This window comes from Leifsonia shinshuensis (assembly GCF_013410375.1).
In the GTDB taxonomy this organism is placed as follows: domain Bacteria; phylum Actinomycetota; class Actinomycetes; order Actinomycetales; family Microbacteriaceae; genus Leifsonia; species Leifsonia shinshuensis.
In genome coordinates, this window is record NZ_JACCFL010000001.1 from 4,168,587 (window position 1) to 4,188,642 (window position 20,056).

Here is a 20,056-nt window from a genome sequence, read left to right on the forward strand (position 1 = left end):
GCCTTCCTCTCTGAAGGGGATACCAATACGTATTAGTCAGCCGACAAGGAACGAAGTCGACGAATCAATACGTATTGGCTAGAGTGATCAGTACGTAGTCTGGATCGCTCCGCCGCGCAGGTCAACCCCGCAGTGCCGCGCCCAGGCCCCGATGGCCCGCACGAAGGAGACCGGAGCATGGCAACGACCACCACGGCGACCGCGCCCGTCCTGGTGGCGGGCGAGGCGCTCATCGACGTCATCCGTTCCGCCGACGGGACCCGCGAGCACCCGGGCGGCTCCCCCGCGAACGTCGCACTCGGCCTCGCGCGCCTCGGAGTGCCCACCGCCTTCCTGACCGCCCTCGGCCGCGACGCACGCGGCGACACGATCGCCGAGCGGCTCGTGCGGGACGGAGTCGACATCCTCCCCGAGTCCTGGCTGCTTCCCGCGACCTCGAGCGCGGTGGCCGCCATCCAGCCCGACGGGTCGGCTCGGTACGCCTTCGACATCGCCTGGACGCTGGCGGAGAGGATCGAGCTCCCCGCGATGCGCCACGTCCACGTCGGTTCGATCTCCGCGTTCCTGGCTCCGGGCGCCGACCGGATCGAGCACCTCGTCCTGACCGCCGACGCCGACGTGACCGTCAGCGTGGACCCGAACATCCGCGCGGACCTCGTCGGCGACCCCCGTGCCGCGCGCGACCGGTTCGAGCGGCTCGCGGCGCGCGCCGACCTCATCAAGCTCAGCGACGAGGACGCGCTCTTCCTCTACCCGGACCGCTCCGACACCGAAACGGCCGCGGCCCTGGCGGCGCACGGCGCCGTCGTCGCCGTCACCCGGGGCGCCGCCGGCTCCCTCCTGGTCTCGGGCGACGCGGTGGCGGAGGTCCCGCCGATCACCGTGGTCGTGGCCGACACGGTCGGCGCGGGCGACAGCTACATGGCGGCCCTGCTCGCCTGGTTCCTGACGTCGGGCGAGCTGCGCCGCCGGCCTCGCTCCGCGGCCGAGCTCGCGGACGCCGGCGCTTTCGCCGCCCGCGCCGCCGCGATCACGGTCTCCCGCGCCGGCGCGGAACCGCCGCGGACGGCCGAGCTCCCACAGGCGTAGCCCCCGCCCAGACCGCGCCCCCGAGTCCCCCTCGGCCCCGGGGGCGCGGCCATCCCCCCTGTGGTTCGCCCCCCGGCGAACGCATCGGCCGGCCGCGGCCGGCACCTCAGTCAAGACGGCATCGTCGTCCGCACGCAAGCGCGTCTCCGCGACACGCCGGGCGCCGGCGCCGTTCTGAGACGCATTCGCGGCCGTGCACATACGAGGAAGGCCCCGTCATCAGGGGAGCCGCGCGATCGGCGGTGAGACGATCCGGCCCGAGCGGACATGATGTGAGTGAGACGCACGAACGGCGGAGGGGGAACCGTGCACGCGCCAACGCCGGAGTCGACGGGGAGCTCGGTCGACGACCGTCCCGCCGTCGACCGGCTCCGGCACGGCGACCGCGGAGCGCTGACGGAGCTGTACCGGAGGCACGCCGGCGCCGTGTACTGGAACGCCTACGGCGTCCTCCGCTCCCGGCCGGACGCGGAGGAGATGACCGCCGACGCCTTCCTCACCCTGTGGACGCGCCGCCGCGAGGTGGAGGTGTTCGGCAGTTCGGCGCTGCCGTGGCTGATCGTGACCGTCAAGAACCTGAGCCGCAACCGACTGCGGGCCAACGAGCGGAGACGGACGGACCCTCTGTACGACGCGGACCACCCGGCGGACGCCCCCTCGGCGGAGGACCTCGCCGCCCTGGAGGAGGCCATGCGGCTCATCCGCGGCGTGATCGCCGAGCTGCCCGTCGTCGATCAGCGGATCTTCCGGCTGTGCATGGTCGACGGGCTCAGCTACAAGGAGGCGGCGGCGCGCCTCGGCCTCGCGCACGGCTCCGTGCGCAACCGGCTCTCCCGCGTGCGGCTGCGGCTGCGCCGGGAGCTCGGGGAGGGGAGCTGACACCATGACGACGAACCCGCCTCCCACGGTCCCGACCGGCGCCGATCGCCGGATCAGCGCGCTCCTCGACGACGGCCTCGCCCGCCACGACCGCACCCGCCGGAGACGCGGCCGCCTCACCGCGGTGGCGGCCGGCGCGTCCGTGCTCCTCGCCGCGGGCGGCCTGGCCTGGGTCACGCTCGCCCCGCGCACCCTGCAGACCCGCTCGGCGTACTGCTACAGCGCCGACAGCACGGACTCCCGGTACACCCAGGTCGGGATTCCCGATGAGGCCACCGGCCCCGACGGCGCCACCCGGCCGGTGGAGACGCCCGCCGACCGCGTCGCGAGCGCGATCGACCTGTGCTCGTCCGCCTGGACCGCCGGCATCCTCAGCGACAGCACCGGCGTGCCGGCCCTCGTGGTCTGCACGCGCCCCGACAACGTCCTCGCGGTCTTCCCGCGGGATCCGTCGGACGACCGCACCGACCAGAAGCTCTGCTCCGACCTCGGCCTCGCACCGGGACGGTGACCAGCACGGAGGGTGCGATCGGCACGCGCAACACGCGCACCGGACCACCCCGAACACCCGCGACGGGAGCACAATGGCGGCAGCGTGAGCCGTTCGAGCCGAAGGAGCACCATGTCCGCACCCGCCGCCGGTCCGACCCCGTCCGAGACCCTGCGCCGCCGTTCCCGCGAGGCGCTCACCGCCCTGGCCGTCCAGTTCCTGCTCGGGATGGCGGCCAACCTCATCGGCGACCCGAAGGGCACCTTCGCCATCGTCGTCGACACGATCATCGTCATCCTGCACATCCTCGTCGCGATCGGCCTGGTCGCGGTCAGCATCCGGGTGCTCCTGGCCGCACGGAAGGCCGGGCTCGGCCAGCGGCTGGCACTGTGGGGGCTCATCGTCATCGTGATCACGTTCCTCGCGGGCGTCGGCACGATGGCCACCGGCAGCGAGTGGGCGTCCTACCTGATGGCCGTCGGGTTCCTGGTCGCGGCCGCGCTGTACGGCGGGACGTTCTTCGCCTCCTACGAGCTCAAGGGCGGCGCGACGCGGGCGTAGCGGGCCGCACCGCGCATCCCGGGCGTGTCGTAGACTGGCGAGGTGGACCGGATCATCACGTCTCAGCCCGTCGGGCGTCTGGAGGTCGTCGGCGTCGTCAGCGCCGGCGTGAGATAGCCCTGCCTCTCCTCCCGTGATCCCGCGCGCCCTCGTGCGCGCTTCCCTGCTCGTCCGCGCGCGCTCCGCTGCCGCGCGGCGACCCCTGCCCTTGTGCGGCGGCGTCGTCCCGAGCACCCTTCACGCCGGACCCGGCGCCGTCGGCGACCCGCGGTCCGCAGACAGACAGGACATCCCTCCATGCTTCCCCTCAGCGAGCAGCAGCTCCGCTCCTCCTTCGTCAACGCCTCCCAGCGCGAGCGCAAGGAGCTCACCCTTCCCGACCTGGCCGCCGTGCGCTGGGACGACCTCGACTACCTCGGCTGGCGCGACCGCAGGAACCCGAACCTCGGGTACGTGATCGCGGAGGTCGGCGGCGAGCCCGTCGGCGTCCTGCTGCGGAAGGCCGACGGCGGCGTCCGCAGCCGGCCGCAGTGCTCGTGGTGCGAGGACGTGCACCTGCCCAACGAGGTCGTCTTCTTCATCGCCAAGCGCGCCGGGGCGGCCGGACGCAACGGCAACACGCTGGGCACGCTCGTCTGCGCCGGCTTCGAGTGCTCGGCCAACGTGCGCAAGCGCCCGCCGCTCGCCTACGTCGGGTTCGACGTGGAGGCGGCGCGGCTGCAGCGGATCGACGCGCTGCGCGAGCACGTCACGACGTTCGTGCGGCGGGTCGCCGCGGACTGACCGGCGGTCAGGCCGACCGGCGGCCACGGCCTCGCGGACGCGGGTCAGCGCTGCGGAAGCGCGATCGCCTCCGTGTTCGTGAGGCCGTCGGCCTCGGCGGCGATGCTGCCGTCCAGTTCGGGGAGGGTGCGCTCGATGTGGTCGCGGAGCGAGCTCATGGGGGTGGTTCCTATCGTGCTGTGGTGCGGGTGACCGTGAAATCCTCCGCCATCGAACCTGAGAAGACGCAGAGCATCGCCGCGCGGATGGCGGTATCGTCACGGCATGTGCCGGAACATCCGCTGCCTCCACAACTTCGAACCGCCGACGACCGACGATGAGGTGCGGGAGGCCGCACTCCAGTTCGTCCGCAAGGTCAGCGGGTCGACACGCCCCTCCCGCGCGAACGCCGCCGCGTTCGACCAGGCGATCGACGAGATCGCCGAGGCCACCAGGCGGATGCTCGATCAGCTGGTCACGAACGCCCCGCCCAAGAACCGCGAAGCCGAGGCGGTCAAGGGCCGGCAGCGGCACGAGAAGCGGATGGAGCGCGAGGTGCGGATCCGGACGGCGGTCGGCTGACCGGGGGTCAGTCGCTCCAGTCGTCGAGCGCGAAGCGCCCGGCCTGCGCGAACATGATGAGCGCGCTGAGGACGAGCACGACCCAGAACACCCACCGCCATCGCCGGGTTCGCAGGGTCAGCGCCACCAGGATCGTCAGCGGGAACAGCGTCGTGCTCTCGCGCGCCATCGACGTGTACGCATAGCTCGTCGCCATCGACACCGTGGACAGGCCGATGTAGACCGCCTCCGCCCACCAGCGCAGCCGGATGAACATCACGATCGCGATGAGGTAGAGCACGACGAAGACGATGTCCGCCCACGCCTGGATGTGCCCGGCACGGACCGTCGCGGGCGAGGTGGCGTACTCGAGGCTGCGCGCGAACGTCTCCCACGGCCAGCGGGTCGACCGGTGCCAGCCGGCCTCCTCGACGTCGAACCAGGCGCGGATGTTGCCGGTGCGATGCCAGAGCCAGAGCAGGTACGAGGTCAGGCCGACGGCGCTGATCGCCCCGAACCCGATCGCCCGGGTGAGCCAGGGCAGCCCCTCCCGGTGCCGTTGGACGGCGAACAGCACGATGAGCGCCGGCACCAGGAAGACGGTCTCGATCCGGATGGTCCCGGCGAAACAGGCGAGGAGGCCGGCGATGACCCAGCGCTCGTTCCGCATCGCCAGCCACGCCCCGATCGCGGGCACGAGGTACAGCGCCTCCGGGTACGGCGCGACCAGGAACAGCGCGTACGGCCCGGCGAGCAGCAGCGCGACGGAGCCGAACGCGACCCGGCGCCCGTACTGGGGCTCGACCAGGAACCACAGCAGGCAGGCGGCGACCAGGGCGGCGACCGCGGTGACCGTCCAGAGCGCCACATCGATCTGCACCGCGGTCGGCGACACCGTGACGAACAGCGCCTCCGCGAGGAAGCGCGACACGAACGGATAGCCGGGGAGGAAGGCGTGCGCGAACGGACCTGCCCCCTCCGAGAAGTATCCGAACTGCGCGACGTTCCGGTAGTTCGCCGCGTCCCAGTGGACGAGGAGCGTGAAGAACGACCAGGGCTGCGCGAGGAGCTGCGGCGTGTGGATCGCTACGGCGAGCGCCGCGGCAAGCTGGGCGCCGATATGGGTGACGGCCCAGATGCTCGCGGCGACGAGGACGCCCCGGATGAGGCGGCGTTTCCGGGTGTCGTCAGCCGTGACGACGGAGGGTGCGACGACCGTCGTCGTGGCGGGCTCGGTCGTCGTCATAGAGGTCGATTCTATGGGTCGACGAGGGGGGCCGACGCGGCGACGGCCGCGCCGCCCGCGCTCACTCGCTCGGGCCGGCCCATCCTGTCACCGTTCGCGCGTAGCCGAGGATGAGCTCCTGGCAGCGTTCGACCGGCGTGGAGCGGTTGCCGTTGATGATGTGCATGCCGTAGGAGTCCTCGAGCGCGACGAGGTTCTGCGCGACATCGAGCGCGGGCGCGGTGAGCGCGAAATGGCCCTGCCCGGTGCCGAGCTGGAGGACGGAGAAGTAGAGCGCGACCTGACGGTCGAACAGCGCCTGCGTGAGCAGCGAGTGGGCCGGGTCCTCCCGCGCCCGGCCGTAGAGGTCGATCTCGTACATCGCGACGACCACCGCGTCGTCCGCCGACTCGGGGAGCCCCGAACGGATCATCCGCACGAGCTGATCGCGTGCGTCGGTCTCCTCGGTGACGGCGGCCATCCGCTTGGCGAAGAACCGCTCGCAGGCCCAGGTGTGCACGTCGTAGATCAGCCGGTCGATGTCGGTGAAGTGGTAGTGGATCGTCCCGGTCGAGACGCCGGCGCGGCGCGCGACGTCCTGGATGCGCATGTTGACGATCCCGCGATCGCGGATGACCTCCATCGCCGCGTCGACCAGCTGCGACTGTCGATCGAGTGTGCCGCCCGCCTTCGCCATGACCTCACTCTAACGGACGGCGGTCGGACCAGGCCACATTGACTTGCAAATCAAATCTGCAGCTACATGTCATGAATTGCTTGACTTAAGCTCGCTCCTACTGATTGACTCACCAGTCAAATCGGCTGGGCTCACCGACGAGCCCAACCCTCCGCGAGAAGGAGGAAGTGCATGAGTGACGACTGGAATCGCGACATGGGGCTGGCTGCTCAGGTCGCCGGCGCGAAGGCGCAGCCCGCCGACGGAGAGGCCGCGAAGTACGCGCAGGACCTCTCCCGTTCGCTGACGTTCCGCGAGAACGTCCTGATCACGCTGTCGGCGGTCACCCCCGCGTCGAGCGTGTTCATCATCATGCCGTCGGTGATCAACGGCATCGGCGGGGCCTCGGCGATCGCGTTCGGCGTCGCCGCGATCGTCGGCGTGCTCGTGGCCTACTGCTACGCGGAGCTGTCCAGCGCGTTCCCGATCACCGGAGGCGAGTACGCGTTCGTCGCCCGGGTGCTCGGCAAACCGGCCGGGTTCGCGCTGTTCGGGCTGACCCTGGTCGGCGGGATCCTGATCCTGGGCGTCATCGCCTCGGGAGCCGGCACGTACCTCGGTGTCCTGTCGTCCAGTCTCAACGCGAACTGGGTGGGCATCGCCGTCATCGTGGTCACAGCGATCGTGGCCTGCTTCGGCATCAAAGCGAACGCGTGGGTCACCGGCGTCTTCCTGCTCATCGAGGTGGCCGCGCTCGTGGTGCTCGCGCTGCTGGGCTTCGTCAACGTCACCCAGCCGGTGTCCGTGCTGTGGCAGGCGACCACCGCCGGACCCGGCGGCGTGCTCGTCGGCGCCTCGGCCGGACTCGTGGTGTCGTTCACCGCGACGGCGCTGTTCGCCTACAACGGCTACGGCACCGCCGTGTACTACGCCGAGGAGACCAAGCAGGCCCGGTCGACGATCGGCCGCGCCATCCTCTGGTCGCTCGGGATCACGGTCGCCGCCGAGTTCATCCCGCTCGTCGCCGTCCTCCTCGGCACCCCGAGCCTGGAGAAGCTCGTCGCCGCGGCGGACCCGATGACGTACTTCCTGGACGCGCGCGGAGGCACCGTGCTGAACACCGTCGTCAGCCTGGGCATCGCGATCGCGATCATCAACGCCGTGCTCGCGATCGTCCTGCAGATGGGCCGGCTCCTCTACTCGTCGGCGCGGGACCGCACCTGGCCGGACTGGCTCAACCGCCCGCTCGCGCACGTGCACCCGCGCCTCCACACGCCCATCGCCGCGACCCTGGTCGTCGGCGCGATCGGTGCGCTGTGCCTGTGGCTGATCCCCTTCGACGTCCTGCTCATCATCACCGGGGCCAACCTGCTTGTCACCTACCTGCTCGTCGGCGTGGCCGCGTTCGCCGGCCGGATCAACCGCACCACCGCGCGCGCCGAGTACCGGATGCCGCTCTGGCCCGTCGTGCCCGTCGTCATGGTGCTCGCGACCATCGTCATCATCTACGAGAACCTGGTCGCCGACTGGGTGCCCGTCGCGGTCACCGCTGCGCTCTTCGCGATCGGCTTCCCCTACTACTTCCTTTATCTGAAGCCGCGGTCGCACGACCGCTGGACCCTTCCCGAGCCGGCCGACGAGGAGCAGCGATGACCGCACCCGCAGAGACCAGGGCGCGCGACCTGGGCGTCCCCTTCGACGGGGAGCCCGGCGCGTGGAACGCCATCACCGACGTCCCCGGCCTGGAGGTGGGCTTCGCGACCATCGTCGAGGACGAGCCCGTCGTCGCGCGGACGGGAGTCACCGCGATCCTTCCTCGCGGCCGCGCCGCAGCAGGCTCGCCGTGCGCGGCCGGCGTCGCCGTGCTCAACGGCAACGGGGAGCTCACCGGACGCAGCTGGATCGAGGAGGCCGGCCAGTTCCAGACCCCGGTCGCCATCACGAACTCCCACGCCGTCGGAGCGGTGCATCGCGGGATCGACGCGTGGCTGGCCGAGCACGACCCGCTCACGGCCGCCCAGTGGATGCTGCCCGTCGTCGGCGAGACCTGGGACGGCTACCTGAACTCGATCAACGCCGACACGGTCCGCCCCGAGCACGCCGCCGCGGCGCTCGACGCCGCCCGCAGCGGCCCGGTCGCCGAGGGCGATGTCGGAGGCGGGACGGGAATGAACTGCTACGGCTTCAAAGGCGGCACAGGGACCGCTTCGCGCATCGTCCGCTCCGGCGCGAACGCCTGGACGGTGGGCGTGCTCCTGCAGGCGAACTTCGGTTCGCGCAACGAGCTCCGCGTCGCCGGGCGGCCCCTGGGTTCCCGGTCGCTGGCGCCCAACCCGATGGAGACCACCGACTGGTTCGAACGGGACACCGGAGCCGCGGTCCGCGCCACGGCGGGCGCCGGCAGCGTCATCGTGGTCGTCGCCACCGACGCCCCGCTGCTTCCCGGCCAGTGCGAGGCGCTGGCGCGCCGGGTCCCGCTCGGCCTGGCGCGGACCGGGACCACCGGCAGCCACTTCTCCGGCGACATCTTCCTCGCCTTCTCGACCGCGAACGAGGGCGCCCTCGGGTCACGGATGACCGGCGGCGAGATCGCCGTCGAGCGCCTCGAGCACATCGCCTGGGGAGGCATCGACCCGTTCTACGCCGCGGTGGTCGAGGCGACGGAGGAGGCAGTGCTCAATGCCCTCGTCGCGGCCAGGGACACGGTCGGGCGCGACGGGCACGCCAGCTACGCCCTCCCGCACGAGGAGGTCCGCCGGGCCTTCGCCTGACGGACGTCGCCGGAGTCACGCGACCGGATCAGCGCGCCGCGGAGCCCGCCCGGGCGAGGATGCGCTCGAGCAGCCGCGGCGCCAGCGGCTCGGCCACCTCGAGGACGACCCGCACGGTCGCGCCCTCCCAGTCGACCGGGCCGAGGCGCTGGCCGCGGAGGTCGCAGACGGTCTGGCCGCGGCCGGGCCCGTCGGTGGTGTCCACGACGACGGGCACCGCCGGCGCGACGGTGGCGACCGCGTCGCCGACCGCGATGGCCGCGGCCAAGGGGTCGTGCAGGGCCGAGCTGCGCCGGCCGTAGACGTCGACGTAGAAGTCGAAGTAGTGGTCCAGCATGCCGCCCACGGCCACCGCGAGCGGGTCGCCGGAAGCGACCAGCGCGTCCCTGTGCTCCTCCTCGAAGGTGTGCTCCATCGTCGCGTCGAGCGGGACGAGCACGACCGGCCATCCGGCGGCGAGGTGGAGGGCGGCGGCCTCCGGGTCGTTGTGGATGTTGGCCTCGGCGACGGGCGTGATGTTGCCCGGCGCCAGGGCAGCCCCGCCCATCGTCGTGACGGCCGCGATGCGCTCGGGCAGCGAGGGGTCCCGCTGGAGGGCGATCGCGAGGTTGGTGAGCGGCCCGACCGTCAGCACCTCCAGCTCTCCCGCGAACTCGTGGGAGAGGCGGAGGAGCAGGTCCGCGGCGTCCCCGGCGACCGGCCGGACGTCGGTCGGCGGGAGTTCCACGCCGCCCAGGCCGTTGTCGCCGTGCACGTGCGGGGCCCCGCCGTGGAACGGGTGCGCGAGGTGGTCGTGCGCGCCGACGGCGACCCGGATGTCCGTGCGCCCGGCGAGCGCGAGCAGCCCGATCGTGTTCTCGGCGGCCGTGGCCGAGCTGACGTTGCCGCTGACCGTGCCGATGCCGACCAGCTCGACCTCCGGGGAGGACAGCAGGTAGGCGAGGGCGACCGAGTCGTCGATCCCGGTGTCGCAGTCGAAGTAGAGGGGGCGGGGCATGGTGGTTCCTTTCCTGGGGTGCGCGTCAGGGCGGCGCGGCGGGAGGGGCGCGGTACGATGTTCCACCTCGTCGACCCCATCCTCGCCCAAGGACTCCCATGCCCCTCGACATCGACCTCATCGTGGTCGGCAGCGTCAACGCCGACCTGACCGCCGTCACCGAGCGGCTCCCGGGCCCCGGCGAGACCGTCGGCGGCGGCCGGCTCCGCCGCGACCCGGGCGGCAAGGGCGCCAACCAGGCGGCGGCCGCCGCACGGCTCGGCGCTCGCGTGCGCATGGTCGGAGCAGTGGGCGACGACGCCGACGGCGAGCGGATGCGCGCGGCGCTGACCGAGGCGGGCGTCGACGTCGCGGCCGTCCGGACGGTGGCCGAGCCGACCGGGACGGCGCTCATCGTGGTGGACGCCGACGGCGAGAACCAGATCGCCGTGTGCGAGGGCGCCAACGCGCTCGTCGGCGTGGAGGGCGTCGAGTTCGGTCCCGGCGACGCCGTCCTCGCCCAGCTGGAGATCCCGATGCCGGTGATCGTCGCCCTGGCGGAGCGGGTGCAGGGCTACTTCGCGCTCAACGCGGCCCCGGCGATCCCGCTGCCGGACGCCGTGCTGCGACGTGCGGACCTCGTCATCGTGAACGAGAGCGAGTACGCGCTGCTGCCGCAGCTCGCGGAGGGGCGCCTGGTCGCGGTGACCTACGGCTCGCAGGGCGCCGCCCTGCTCGCCCGCGGCGAGCGGGTGGCGTACGCCCCGGCGGTGAGGACGCGGGTGGTCAACTCGGTCGGGGCGGGCGACGCGTTCTGCGCCGCGCTCGTCCTCGCGCTGCGCTCCGGCCAGGCTCCCGAGCAGGCGCTCGCGACCGCGTGCGCGGTCGGAGCCGCCGCGGTGGCGGATCCGAGCTCGCAGCCGGCGTTCGGCGAACTGGCCGCCTACTCCGGCTGAGCGCTCACTCGACCGGTGCGTCCTCCCGCGCGGACTCCCGCGAACGGGTCCGCCTGCGGCGCAGCGCGCTGATCACGATGGGCAGGACGGACACCGCCACGACGACGATCATCAGCACGTCGATGTTGTTCGCGACGAGCGGGATGCCGCCGAGCAGCACACCGAGGACCACCATGACGATGGTCCAGCTGACGCCGCCGAGCGCGTTCCAGAGCAGGAAGCGCGGGTACCGCATGGCCGCGATGCCGGCGGCCAGCGGGACGTAGGTGCGCACGAACGGCACGAAGCGGCCGAGCACCAGGGAGACGCCGCCGTAGCGGGCGAAGAACGCGTCCGCCGCCTCCAGCCGCTCCGTCTTGAGGATGCGGGCGTCCGGTTTGAAGAGGTGCCGGCCGAACCGCTTCCCGAGCCAGTAGCCGACCTGGTCCCCCGCGAAGGCCGCGACCGCCGCGACGACGGCGACCTGCCAGGGCTGGATGCCGAGGTGCGGTGCGAGGATGGCCGCGGTGATGAGCAGCGAGTCGCCGGGGAGGAACGGGAACAGGACCCCGGACTCGATGAACACCACGACTGCGATGCCGACGAGCACCCACGGCCCGAACGCGTGCAGCCAGGCCGAGGCGTCGAGCAGCGGGATGGATGCGTGGAATGCCATGGGACCCAGTGTCCCCGGCACGACGCAAGGTCCCTCTAAGAAAGCCGGCCGCTGGAAAGCCCGTCCGCGGATCCCCCCTGCCCGCGACGGGGCGCCGTCGGTACGCTGACACCGTCACGAAGATCAACGGTCGCCGGTTGGAGGTCCTCGTCGTGAGTGCCGTGGACGCATCCGTCGAGGCCGAGGACGTCGCGACACCGGCCGTCCCGTGGTTCGAGCGGCGACGGAACGTGGTGTCCGCGTTCGTCGGCCTGCACGTGGTCTTCCTGATCGCCCTCGGGCCGGCCATCGTCACCGGCGACGCCCTCGGCGACCTGCCGCTCTATCGCACCTGGGTCCTGGACGCCTTCCAGTTCGGGCAGTGGCCCGGCATCACCGTGCCGTGGGTGTACCCGGTCGGGGCCCTGGCGCCGCTGCTGGCCGCCAGCGTGGCCGGGCTCGGCGCATTCCAGCTGGTCTGGTTCCTGCTCATCACGCTGCTCAACGGCACGTCGATCCACTTCCTGATCCGCGGGGGCTCGACGGCGGGGTACCGGGCCGCGTGGTGGTGGCTGGTGTTCCTGCTGGTGATGAGCCCGGTCGCGCTCCTGCGCCTGGAGGGTTTCACCGCTCCCCTCGTCGTCATCGCGCTCACCACGCTGACGCGGCGGCCGGCCGTCGCGGCGGCCCTGCTGACCGCGGCGGCGTGGATCAAGGTCTGGCCGGCGGCCGTGCTGCTGGCGGCGGGCATCGCCTATCGTCGGCGCCGCCCGCTGATCCTCGCAGCGCTCGGGGTGAGCGTGCTGGTCGTCGGAACGGTCGCCGCTCTCGGCGGCCTGCGGTTCCTCACCGGGTTCCTGACCACGCAGGCCGACCGCGGGCTCCAGCTGGAGGCGCCGATCAGCACGCCGTGGCTCTGGCTGGCCGATGTCCGCGCCCCCAACACCTACGTGTGGCAGAACAACCTCCTGAGCACCGAGGAGGTCAGCGGGCCCGGCGACGACGTCGCCGCGACCGTCATGGGCTACGCGCTGCCGCTGGCCCTGCTGGTCGTCGCCATCCTGCTGTTCCGCGCGGTCCGGGCGCGCGGGCCCGAGCCGATCCTGGTGGTCGTCGGCTCGCTCGCGCTGGTGACGACCCTCGTGGTGTTCAACAAGGTCGGCTCGCCGCAGTACGTGCTCTGGATCGGCCCCGTCGTCGCCGTCCTTGTCTGGGCGGACCCGCAGGTGTGGCGGGTGCCGGCGATGCTGACGCTGACGATCGCCACACTGACCACGCTCATCTTCCCCATCCTCTACATCCCGCTCACCGACGGGGACCCGGTCGCCGCCGCCGTCCTCACCGCCCGCAACGCGCTGTTCCTGGTCCTGCTCGGCTGGTCGATCCGGCGACTGCTCGCACTCACCCGCTCCCCCGGGCTCGCGGCACACACGGACGCCGCCGAGCCCGTCGAACCAGCCGAGGCCAGACTCCTCGGCTGAGCCGCTCCTCGGCTGAGCCCCTCCTTCACACGGAGCCCTACTTCACGTACGTCGCCAGCGCCGTCTGGACGTCGTCGCTGACCGCGTCCGTGCCGCCGACGAGGGCGATGTGCGTGGGCCCGATCCGCGTCAGCTGGCCGCCGACGGAGGAGGGGACGCCTCCGGACGTCGTCAGCAGCAGCGGAGCGCTCCCGAAGCCCGCGGCCGCCGCGGCCGAGAGCGCGTCGGGGAACGCCAGCCCGGACGCCGTGTACGCGACCCCGCCGGTGGGGAACGCGGCGGCCACGGCCGCGCTGGTCCCGAACCGGTCGCCGCCGGCGATCCGGGTCACCGAGCCGGACGTGTAGGACTTCAGCGCCGTCAGCACGCCGTCCGAGATCGCGTCGGTCCCGCCGACGACCACGATGGACGCGGGCGTCAGCCGCGCCAGCTCCGTCCCGATGGCGGCGGGCACCGTCCCGGAGGTCACCAGGAGCAGCGGCGCCCCGGCGGTCCGCGCCGCCAGCGGCCCGGCGGAGAGCGCGTCGGGGAACGACTGGCCCGAGACGACGTAGGCCACCGGCGGCGACGTGCTCGACGTCGCCTGCGACACGACGGCGCTGGTCCCGAACCGGTCGGCGCCGCTGAGGCGGGTCACCGTCCCGCTCGTGTAGCCGCCCAGCTGGGCGAGGACCGCGTCCGACACAGCGTTCGTGCCGCCGAGCACCACGATCTTCTGCGGACTCAGCCGGGTCAGCTCGGTCTGGATGGCCGGCGGGATCGCGCCGGGCTGCACCAGCAGCACCGGTCCGCCGGCCCGCGCCGCGGCGGCCGCCCCGGAGAGGGCGTCCGGGAAGTCCAGCCCGGAGGCCACGTAGGCGACGGGCACGTTCGGGCCGAACGCGGAGGCGCTCACCGCCGCGCTCGTGCCGAAGCGGTCGGCGCCCGCGATCCGGCCCACCTTCTGCGCGCTCGCCGGCACGGAGTAGGCGCGCAGCGCGCCGCTGCCGTCGGAGAAGTAGAGGCGGCCGTTCACCACGATCGGGCTCTGCCAGTGCAGCCCGGAGGCGCCGGCGCTGGCGCTCCACAGCTGGGTCCCGCTCGTCGGGTCGAGCGCCCGGATGCCGCTCGTGGACTGGTAGAACAGCACACCGCCCGCGATGATCGGCGTCGTCCCGGCGGCGCTCTGGGTCCACGCCGTCGTCAGGGCGGGCGCCCCGCCGGCGCCGGTGGTGAGCTTCAGCCCGGAGATCCCGTTGCCGTTGGCGATGAACACCCAGGAGGTGCCGGAGCCGTCGACCCAGTTCGCCGGCTGGGTCAGCACCTCGCCGCCCTGCGGCACCGCGATCGACTGCAGCTGGCCGCCCTGATGACCGGGACCGCCCTGCCCGCTGAGGTTCGCGGTGTTCAGCAGCCGGATCATCGAGTCCTTGCCGCTCTGCACGGCGAGGTGCGCGACGGACGACCCGGCGGGCGGGGTGACGACCTGCGGCGCGGTGCTGCCGATGTCCAGGTCCTGCTGGTTCAGCTGCGACTGGTTCGTCGGGGTCCAGCTGTCGACCGGCCCGCCGCCCGTTCCGGTGCCGTCCGGGTTCAGCGCGAGCACGCTGTCACCCCAGTTGCGCGAGCCGTCGAAGCTCCCGTTCCCGGTGGAGAACAGGACGTGGTTCGTGCCGGGATCCCAGACCACGCTCGGCCGCGCCCACACGGCGGACTGGACGCTGCCGCAGGCGGTCGGCGGAGCCGGCGCGAAGTGCACGGTGAGCTGGCTGCAGAGCGTGTTGAACACGTGCTGCGCCCCGCTGGCCAGGTCGATGGTCGTGACGTGGCCCTGGTAGTCGCCGTTGTCGCCCGGGTAGCCGCCGTTCGCCGCGTACAGGTAGGTGTGGCCGCCCGTGGTCACGATGGTGAGCGCGGGAGACATCTTCTCGTCCGACGGCTTGAGCGTCGTGACCTCCGGCCAGGAGGAGTCCACCGTCTCCGCGCCGGTCCCCGTCGCGTACTTGTGCACCTTGCCGTCGAGCCCGTAGCTGTACACGAACGCGCCGCTCGGGTCGATAGCCGGCGAGGAGGTCGTGTAGCACGGCGTCGAGCCGCCGTTGATGCGGCAGGATCCCGGACCGTACTGGTGCGACCAGACGGTCGCGCCGGTGACCGCGTCGAGGGCGACGATCCAGCCGGCCTTGGTGGTCGTGAACAGGAGGTCGCGGGTGCCGCCCGCGGTGACCACGGCGGGCTGCTCGACGGGAGGACTGTCGGCCGCGCCGGGCAGCGAGACCGTGAACAGCGGTGCGAGCGCCCCGACCGTGGAGGGCCCGATCTCCGTCTCCGCACTGTTCACCCCGAAGTGCGACGGCCCGTTCCCGAACTGGCTCCACGCCTGTTCGGCCGCTGACGCGGGAGCGACCGTCCCGGGAGGCCCGGCCAGCGCGGCCGAGGTGAGCGCCGCCACGGCCACGGCCGAGACGAGGACGATGCGGGATGCTCTCATTAGTTCCTCCTGCGGTAGTGTCCACCGGAAGGGGTCGCGGCGATAGTCCCCGCGTGGACGGATCGCGTGCGGGTGCGGCGTGCGCGACGGCCGCCGCCGTCACCCGGAGCGCTCGTGGCAGGATGCCGATGTGGTCTCATCACAGAGTCTGAGCCTCGCCGACCGGCGCATCGTAGCCGCGTGGGCCGCCGACTGCGCCGCCCGGGTGCTGCCCCTGTTCGAAGCGGAGGCGCCGGACGACTCGACGCCGCGGGAGGCGATCGCCCGCGCCGAGGGGTTCGCCCGCGGAGAGCGCCCGGCCGCGGAGGAGATCCGGATCCGGTTCGTCGCGGGGCGCGCCGCGGCCGCGGTCAGCTCGCCCGCCGCCGTCGCTGCCGCCCGGTCGGCGGCGCAGGCCGCCGCGGTCGCGCATATGGGCGCCCACGCGCTCGGCGCCGCCGCCTATGCGGTGAAGGCGGTGACGCTGGCACCGGACGCCGGTCCCGACGCGGCCGAGGACGAGATCCGCTGGCAGCTCGCCCACCTGGACGACGGGACGCGTGCGGCGCTCGCCCGGTTGCCGCTTCTCGGCGAGGATCCCGCCGGGCCATTGGGGACGGGCCTGCTCACGACGGGGGTCCTCGGGTCGACGATCCGGACCATCCAGGCGCGGGTGTCGGACGGCTGACGGCATTACGCGTCGTCGGTGGCGCTTCGACCGCCGGCAGCGCTGCGTTCCGCCTCGACCGCGCGGTGGATGTTGCCGTGGATGTGGTCGGCCCCGATGAGTGCGATCACGCCGTCCTTGTCGAGGACGGCCCGCGGACCTGGCTTGAGGCGGGTGAAGCGGAGGTGGACGCCGGCGTCCCGGGTCAGGGTCACCACATCCGCCAGGGTGGCCGCGCCCTGGGCGTCGACGAAGTTCACGCCGCCGCAGTCGAGGACGATCCCGGTCAGGCCCGGGTTGGCCTGGATGAGGTCGCGCAGGTGGTCCTCCAGAGCGTCCGCGGTGGCGAAGAACAGGCCGCCGTCGAACCGGACCACGGCCACGTCGGGCAGGAGCTCGTCGTCCGGGTGGCTGTCGACCTCGCGGAACACCTGCGTGCCCCGCTCACGCGCGAGGGCCGGCATCTCCGGGTGGGTCGCCACGGAAACCAGCCACGCCAGGGAGAGCCCGATCCCGATGATGACGCCGGCGAGGACGCCGAAGACCAGGGTCGCGAGGAGTGCGACGATCGCGATCCAGAAGTCGACCTTCTTCACCCGGAACAGCCGCCGCATTTCCGGGACGTCCATCATGCCGCTGACCACGGCCTCGATGATGAGCGCCCCGAGGACCGCCTTGGGCAGGATCGAGAACAGCGGCGCGAGGATCAGGAGGGTCAGCAGCACCGTGACGCCCGAGGTGAGCGAGGCCAGCCCGGTCCTGGCGCCGGAGCGGTCGTTGAGCGAGCTCGCCGACAGGCTCGTGGAGACCGGCATCCCCTGGAACAGACCCGCGCCGATGTTCGCGGCGGACTGGGCGACCGACTCCTGGTTGATGTCGATCCGGTAGCGGTGCCTGGCCGCGAACGTGCGCGCGTCGCCCGCGGTCTGGGAGAAGCCGATCATCACCAGCGCCACGGCGGCCAGTGCGACGGTGCCCGCGTGATCCCACAGCAGTGGCCCGTTCGGGAGCCGCGGCAGCGGCAGGCCCCGCGGCACCTCCCCCACCACGGCGACGCCCTTGGCCTGCAGGCCGAGCAGCGCCGAGGCCAGCAGTCCGCCCACGACGAGCACCAGCGCGCCAGGCACGCGCGGCGCGATCGCCCGGAGCCCGAAAACGACGACCAGCGAGACGGCCCCGACGAGCACGGTCGTCCGGTGCGCGTCGTTCAGCGTCCCGAACCACGACCACAGCTCCTGGATCGGGTTGGCGCCGCTGGTCTCGGTCCCGGTGAGCTTGGGCAGCTCCCCGATCACGACATCGATCGCGGCGCCGAAGAGGAACCCGGTGACCACGGCCCGCGAGAGGAACTGCGCGATCCAGCCCATCCGGAAGACGGCGAGCAGCAGGAACAGGATCCCGGAGGCGAGCGTGATGCCCGCGACGAACGAGGCGACGTCCTGCTCGCCGGTGATGCCGGCCGCCAGCACGGCGCTGGCCGCGACCGCCGCGAGGCCGGAGCTGGGGCCCATGGAGATCTGCCGGCTCGTGCCGAAGATCGCGTAGAGGATCGCGCCGGCTGCGGCCGCGTAGAGGCCGTTCTGCAGCGGGATGCCCGCGATCCCGGCGTACCCCAGGTTCTTCGGGACGATGAGGGCAGCGACGGTGACCCCGGCGATCAGGTCGCCCCGGAGCCACGCGCGCCGATAGGACCGGAGCTGGCCGAGAATCGGGACCAGGTCCGGACGTTCACCGCGCTCCCGGGGCATGCGCTCGTATTACCGCAGAGCCGAGCGGGTGGACAAGGCCTCCGACGCGTACGGGAGGACATCGTCGCCGAGGTCGGCGGGCCTACCGCCGGGACGCGCCCGCAGGTCGCCGCCGGCCCGACCGATCCCGCGCCGGCACCCGCTCAGACCCGTGCGAGGAACGGATCGATCGCCGCCCAGGTCGCTTCCGGCGCTTCCAGGTGGGGAAGGTGCCCGGCCGCGGGGATCTCCGCGAACTGCGCGCCCGGGATCGCGGCAGCGACGGCACGTCCGTACGCCGGCGTGGCGATCCGGTCGCTCTCGCCCCACACCACCAGGGTGGGGACCCGGATCGCGCCGAGCCGGCCGAGCAGGCCGGGGTCGCTCATCCCCGCCCCCGCGATGGTCGCCATCGTGCGGCCGTTCGCCTGCTGGATGGCACGCTGCTCGTCGGTCAGCGACGCCGGGTCCCGGTAGCCGCGGTCGGGGTCGTGCCAGGCGGCCTCGGCGAGGCCACGGGCGTCGAGGGCGAAGAAGTCCGCGATCGGCTCGCCCTCGACCACCGCCCCGACGCCGTCGATGGCGACCACGGCGCCGATCAGCCCGGCGTAGCGCTCCTCCGCGGCGGCCTGCAGCGCCATCTCGAGCGCGATCCACCCGCCGATCGAGGAGCCGATCAGCACGACGTCCCGCTCCCCGGCAGTGGACAGGCGGTCGAGGTAGTCGGCTGCGAGGTCCGCGACCGAGGCGATCGATGCGGGGAGGGGCGTGCCCTCCCACCCGGGGTGCGTCGGCGCGACAGCGTGCATCGTCGCGCCGACGTGGCCCACGATGGGGGCGACCGTCTGCGGCCCGCCGCCGCCGTGGAGCACGAGCACGGTCCGCGTCGCGGGGTCGCCGGCCTGGAGGACGGGGATGTCTGGGATGTCATGGAGAAAAGTCATGGTCGACTCCTAAATCAACATGTTTATTTAATGATGTTGATACGATAGCACCATGACGACGAACCTGGAAGTGCTCGGCCAGACGATCAAGCGCGCGCAGTACCGGAACCACCGCACGATGGACGCGGCGCTTCAGGACGTCGGCATCAGCCTCGTGCAGTGGGACGCGCTGCGCGCCATCGAGCGGATGCCGCACGCGTCCGGGCACGACCTCGCCGTCGCGACCTTCCAGAGCGACCAGTCGTTCGGCACCCTCGCGAACCGGCTCCTCGCCCGCGGCCTCATCACCCGGTCGTCGGGCCGGGGACGCCGGCTCGAGCACGCGCTGACGGATGCGGGACGCGCCGCCCTCCAGGACGGATACCGGGTGGCGTCCGGGGTGCTGGACGAGCTTTTCGCGCCCCTCGACGAGGACCGGCGCGCGGCGCTGCTGGAGGCGCTCCAGGCTCTGACCGCGGACGCGCCGCCGGCCTGAGCGCGCGGGAGGAGGCGGAGCACCGCCGACGCGGCCTCTTCCGCACGCCCCTCCCGGTGGCGTTGAATGGCGCCCGTGATTGATTGGGTGCTGATCGCCGACCTGGGCACGGCCGTAGGGACCACGGCGCTCGCGGCCGCCACCTTCTCCTCGACCCGGTCCGCCAACCGCTCCGCGCGGGTCGCCGAACGGGCACTCCTGGAAGGCATCCGCCCCATCCTGCTCCCCTCCAACTGGTCCGACCCACCCCAGAAGGTGCGGTTCGCGGACGGCCGCTGGCTGACCGCACCGGGCGGCCGCGCGGCCCTCGAGATCACCGAGGGGGCCGCCTACCTGGTGATGTCCGTGCGCAACGCCGGAGCCGGCGTCGCGATCCTGCACGGCTGGCACGTCACCCTGGACGCCAGGTCGCCCCTTCCCCCGCTCGACGACTTCTACCGGCTCACCCGCGACATCTACGTGCCGACGAACGACCCCGGCTTCTGCCAGGTGGCCATCCGCGAGCCGGACTCGGAGGACTACCGGGTGGTGCGCTCCGGCGCCGCGGGCGACGGGTTCTCGGTCGACGTGCTCTACGGGGACGCCGAGGGCTCGCAGCGCGTGGTCTCGAGGTTCTTCATCTCGCACGGCCCACCCGGGCACGGCGACCACGACGAGGAATGGATCATGCTCGTGTCACGCCACTGGAACGTGGATCTGCCGGCGCCGCGGTAGTCGAGGATGCGGCGCGGAC

20 protein-coding genes are annotated in these 20,056 nt (G+C 72.5%); 13 read left to right on the forward strand and 7 right to left on the reverse strand.

Features of this window, described 5'->3' with window-relative positions:
• Positions 1–177 precede the first annotated feature (177 nt).
• From HNR13_RS20095 to HNR13_RS20120, 6 genes are all read left to right on the forward strand, one after another.
• Positions 178–1,089, forward strand: coding sequence for a PfkB family carbohydrate kinase (locus HNR13_RS20095; protein WP_179608610.1), 912 nt, complete (start codon positions 178–180; stop codon positions 1,087–1,089).
• A gap of 306 nt (positions 1,090–1,395) precedes the next feature.
• Positions 1,396–1,968, forward strand: a complete 573-nt coding sequence (locus HNR13_RS20100) for a sigma-70 family RNA polymerase sigma factor (RefSeq protein WP_179608612.1) — start codon at positions 1,396–1,398, stop codon at positions 1,966–1,968.
• Between the two features lie 4 nt (positions 1,969–1,972).
• A complete protein-coding gene (locus HNR13_RS20105) occupies positions 1,973–2,479 on the forward strand; it encodes a hypothetical protein (RefSeq protein WP_179608614.1) in 507 nt (168 codons plus the stop codon).
• 111 nt (positions 2,480–2,590) lie between these two features.
• Positions 2,591–3,019: a hypothetical protein gene (locus tag HNR13_RS20110; protein ID WP_179608616.1), complete on the forward strand. Its 429-nt coding sequence runs from the start codon at positions 2,591–2,593 to the stop codon at positions 3,017–3,019.
• A gap of 297 nt (positions 3,020–3,316) precedes the next feature.
• Complete coding sequence (locus HNR13_RS20115; protein ID WP_179608618.1) at positions 3,317–3,802, forward strand: FBP domain-containing protein; 486 nt, start codon at positions 3,317–3,319, stop codon at positions 3,800–3,802.
• A gap of 264 nt (positions 3,803–4,066) precedes the next feature.
• Complete coding sequence (locus tag HNR13_RS20120) at positions 4,067–4,363, forward strand: DUF2277 domain-containing protein (RefSeq protein ID WP_179608620.1); 297 nt, start codon at positions 4,067–4,069, stop codon at positions 4,361–4,363.
• 7 nt (positions 4,364–4,370) lie between these two features.
• On the opposite strand, the gene HNR13_RS20125 is transcribed toward HNR13_RS20120, so the two are convergent.
• Together HNR13_RS20125 and HNR13_RS20130 are read right to left on the reverse strand one after the other, a co-directional pair.
• Entirely contained in the window at positions 4,371–5,588 is a 1,218-nt protein-coding gene (locus HNR13_RS20125; protein WP_179608622.1) for a mannosyltransferase family protein, read from the reverse strand.
• Positions 5,589–5,649: 61 nt separating this feature from the next.
• A complete protein-coding gene (locus HNR13_RS20130) occupies positions 5,650–6,264 on the reverse strand; it encodes a TetR/AcrR family transcriptional regulator (RefSeq protein WP_179608624.1) in 615 nt (204 codons plus the stop codon).
• A 171-nt stretch (positions 6,265–6,435) separates the two neighbouring features.
• Here HNR13_RS20130 and HNR13_RS20135 point away from each other — a divergent pair, with 171 nt between their 5' ends.
• Together HNR13_RS20135 and HNR13_RS20140 are read left to right on the forward strand one after the other, a co-directional pair.
• Positions 6,436–7,896 (forward strand): APC family permease, encoded by a 1,461-nt coding sequence (locus HNR13_RS20135; protein ID WP_218881278.1) that lies wholly within the window; start codon positions 6,436–6,438, stop codon positions 7,894–7,896.
• A complete protein-coding gene (locus tag HNR13_RS20140; protein ID WP_179608626.1) occupies positions 7,893–9,014 on the forward strand; it encodes a DmpA family aminopeptidase in 1,122 nt (373 codons plus the stop codon). The genes HNR13_RS20135 and HNR13_RS20140 overlap by 4 nt, the downstream gene beginning before the upstream one ends.
• Positions 9,015–9,042: 28 nt before the next feature.
• On the opposite strand, the gene HNR13_RS20145 is transcribed toward HNR13_RS20140, so the two are convergent.
• Positions 9,043–10,011 (reverse strand): nucleoside hydrolase, encoded by a 969-nt coding sequence (locus HNR13_RS20145; protein WP_179608628.1) that lies wholly within the window; start codon positions 10,009–10,011, stop codon positions 9,043–9,045.
• A gap of 98 nt (positions 10,012–10,109) precedes the next feature.
• Here HNR13_RS20145 and HNR13_RS20150 point away from each other — a divergent pair, with 98 nt between their 5' ends.
• Positions 10,110–10,946 (forward strand): ribokinase, encoded by an 837-nt coding sequence (locus tag HNR13_RS20150; protein WP_179608630.1) that lies wholly within the window; start codon positions 10,110–10,112, stop codon positions 10,944–10,946.
• 4 nt (positions 10,947–10,950) lie between these two features.
• On the opposite strand, the gene HNR13_RS20155 is transcribed toward HNR13_RS20150, so the two are convergent.
• Positions 10,951–11,601, reverse strand: coding sequence for a DedA family protein (locus HNR13_RS20155; RefSeq protein ID WP_179608632.1), 651 nt, complete (start codon positions 11,599–11,601; stop codon positions 10,951–10,953).
• A 152-nt stretch (positions 11,602–11,753) separates the two neighbouring features.
• Between HNR13_RS20155 and HNR13_RS20160 the strand changes: the two genes are divergently transcribed.
• Complete coding sequence (locus HNR13_RS20160) at positions 11,754–13,061, forward strand: glycosyltransferase 87 family protein (protein WP_179608634.1); 1,308 nt, start codon at positions 11,754–11,756, stop codon at positions 13,059–13,061.
• Positions 13,062–13,098: 37 nt separating this feature from the next.
• On the opposite strand, the gene HNR13_RS20165 is transcribed toward HNR13_RS20160, so the two are convergent.
• Entirely contained in the window at positions 13,099–15,531 is a 2,433-nt protein-coding gene (locus HNR13_RS20165) for a cell wall-binding repeat-containing protein (protein ID WP_179608637.1), read from the reverse strand.
• A gap of 130 nt (positions 15,532–15,661) precedes the next feature.
• Between HNR13_RS20165 and HNR13_RS20170 the strand changes: the two genes are divergently transcribed.
• Complete coding sequence (locus HNR13_RS20170) at positions 15,662–16,198, forward strand: putative immunity protein (protein ID WP_179608639.1); 537 nt, start codon at positions 15,662–15,664, stop codon at positions 16,196–16,198.
• Positions 16,199–16,203: 5 nt separating this feature from the next.
• Here HNR13_RS20170 and HNR13_RS20175 read toward each other — a convergent pair whose 3' ends face one another.
• Together HNR13_RS20175 and HNR13_RS20180 are read right to left on the reverse strand one after the other, a co-directional pair.
• On the reverse strand, positions 16,204–17,925 hold the full coding sequence (locus tag HNR13_RS20175; protein ID WP_179608641.1) for a SulP family inorganic anion transporter: 1,722 nt from the start codon (positions 17,923–17,925) through the stop codon (positions 16,204–16,206).
• A gap of 143 nt (positions 17,926–18,068) precedes the next feature.
• On the reverse strand, positions 18,069–18,848 hold the full coding sequence (locus tag HNR13_RS20180; protein ID WP_179608643.1) for an alpha/beta fold hydrolase: 780 nt from the start codon (positions 18,846–18,848) through the stop codon (positions 18,069–18,071).
• Between the two features lie 52 nt (positions 18,849–18,900).
• Here HNR13_RS20180 and HNR13_RS20185 point away from each other — a divergent pair, with 52 nt between their 5' ends.
• Together HNR13_RS20185 and HNR13_RS20190 are read left to right on the forward strand one after the other, a co-directional pair.
• Positions 18,901–19,323 carry a MarR family winged helix-turn-helix transcriptional regulator gene (locus tag HNR13_RS20185; protein ID WP_179608645.1) on the forward strand — a complete coding sequence of 141 codons (423 nt, stop codon included), beginning with the start codon at positions 18,901–18,903 and terminating at the stop codon, positions 19,321–19,323.
• 75 nt (positions 19,324–19,398) lie between these two features.
• The gene (locus HNR13_RS20190) at positions 19,399–20,037 is read left to right on the forward strand and encodes a hypothetical protein (protein WP_179608647.1); all 639 of its coding nucleotides are present in this window, start codon (positions 19,399–19,401) and stop codon (positions 20,035–20,037) included.
• The last annotated feature ends 19 nt before the right edge of the window (positions 20,038–20,056 follow it).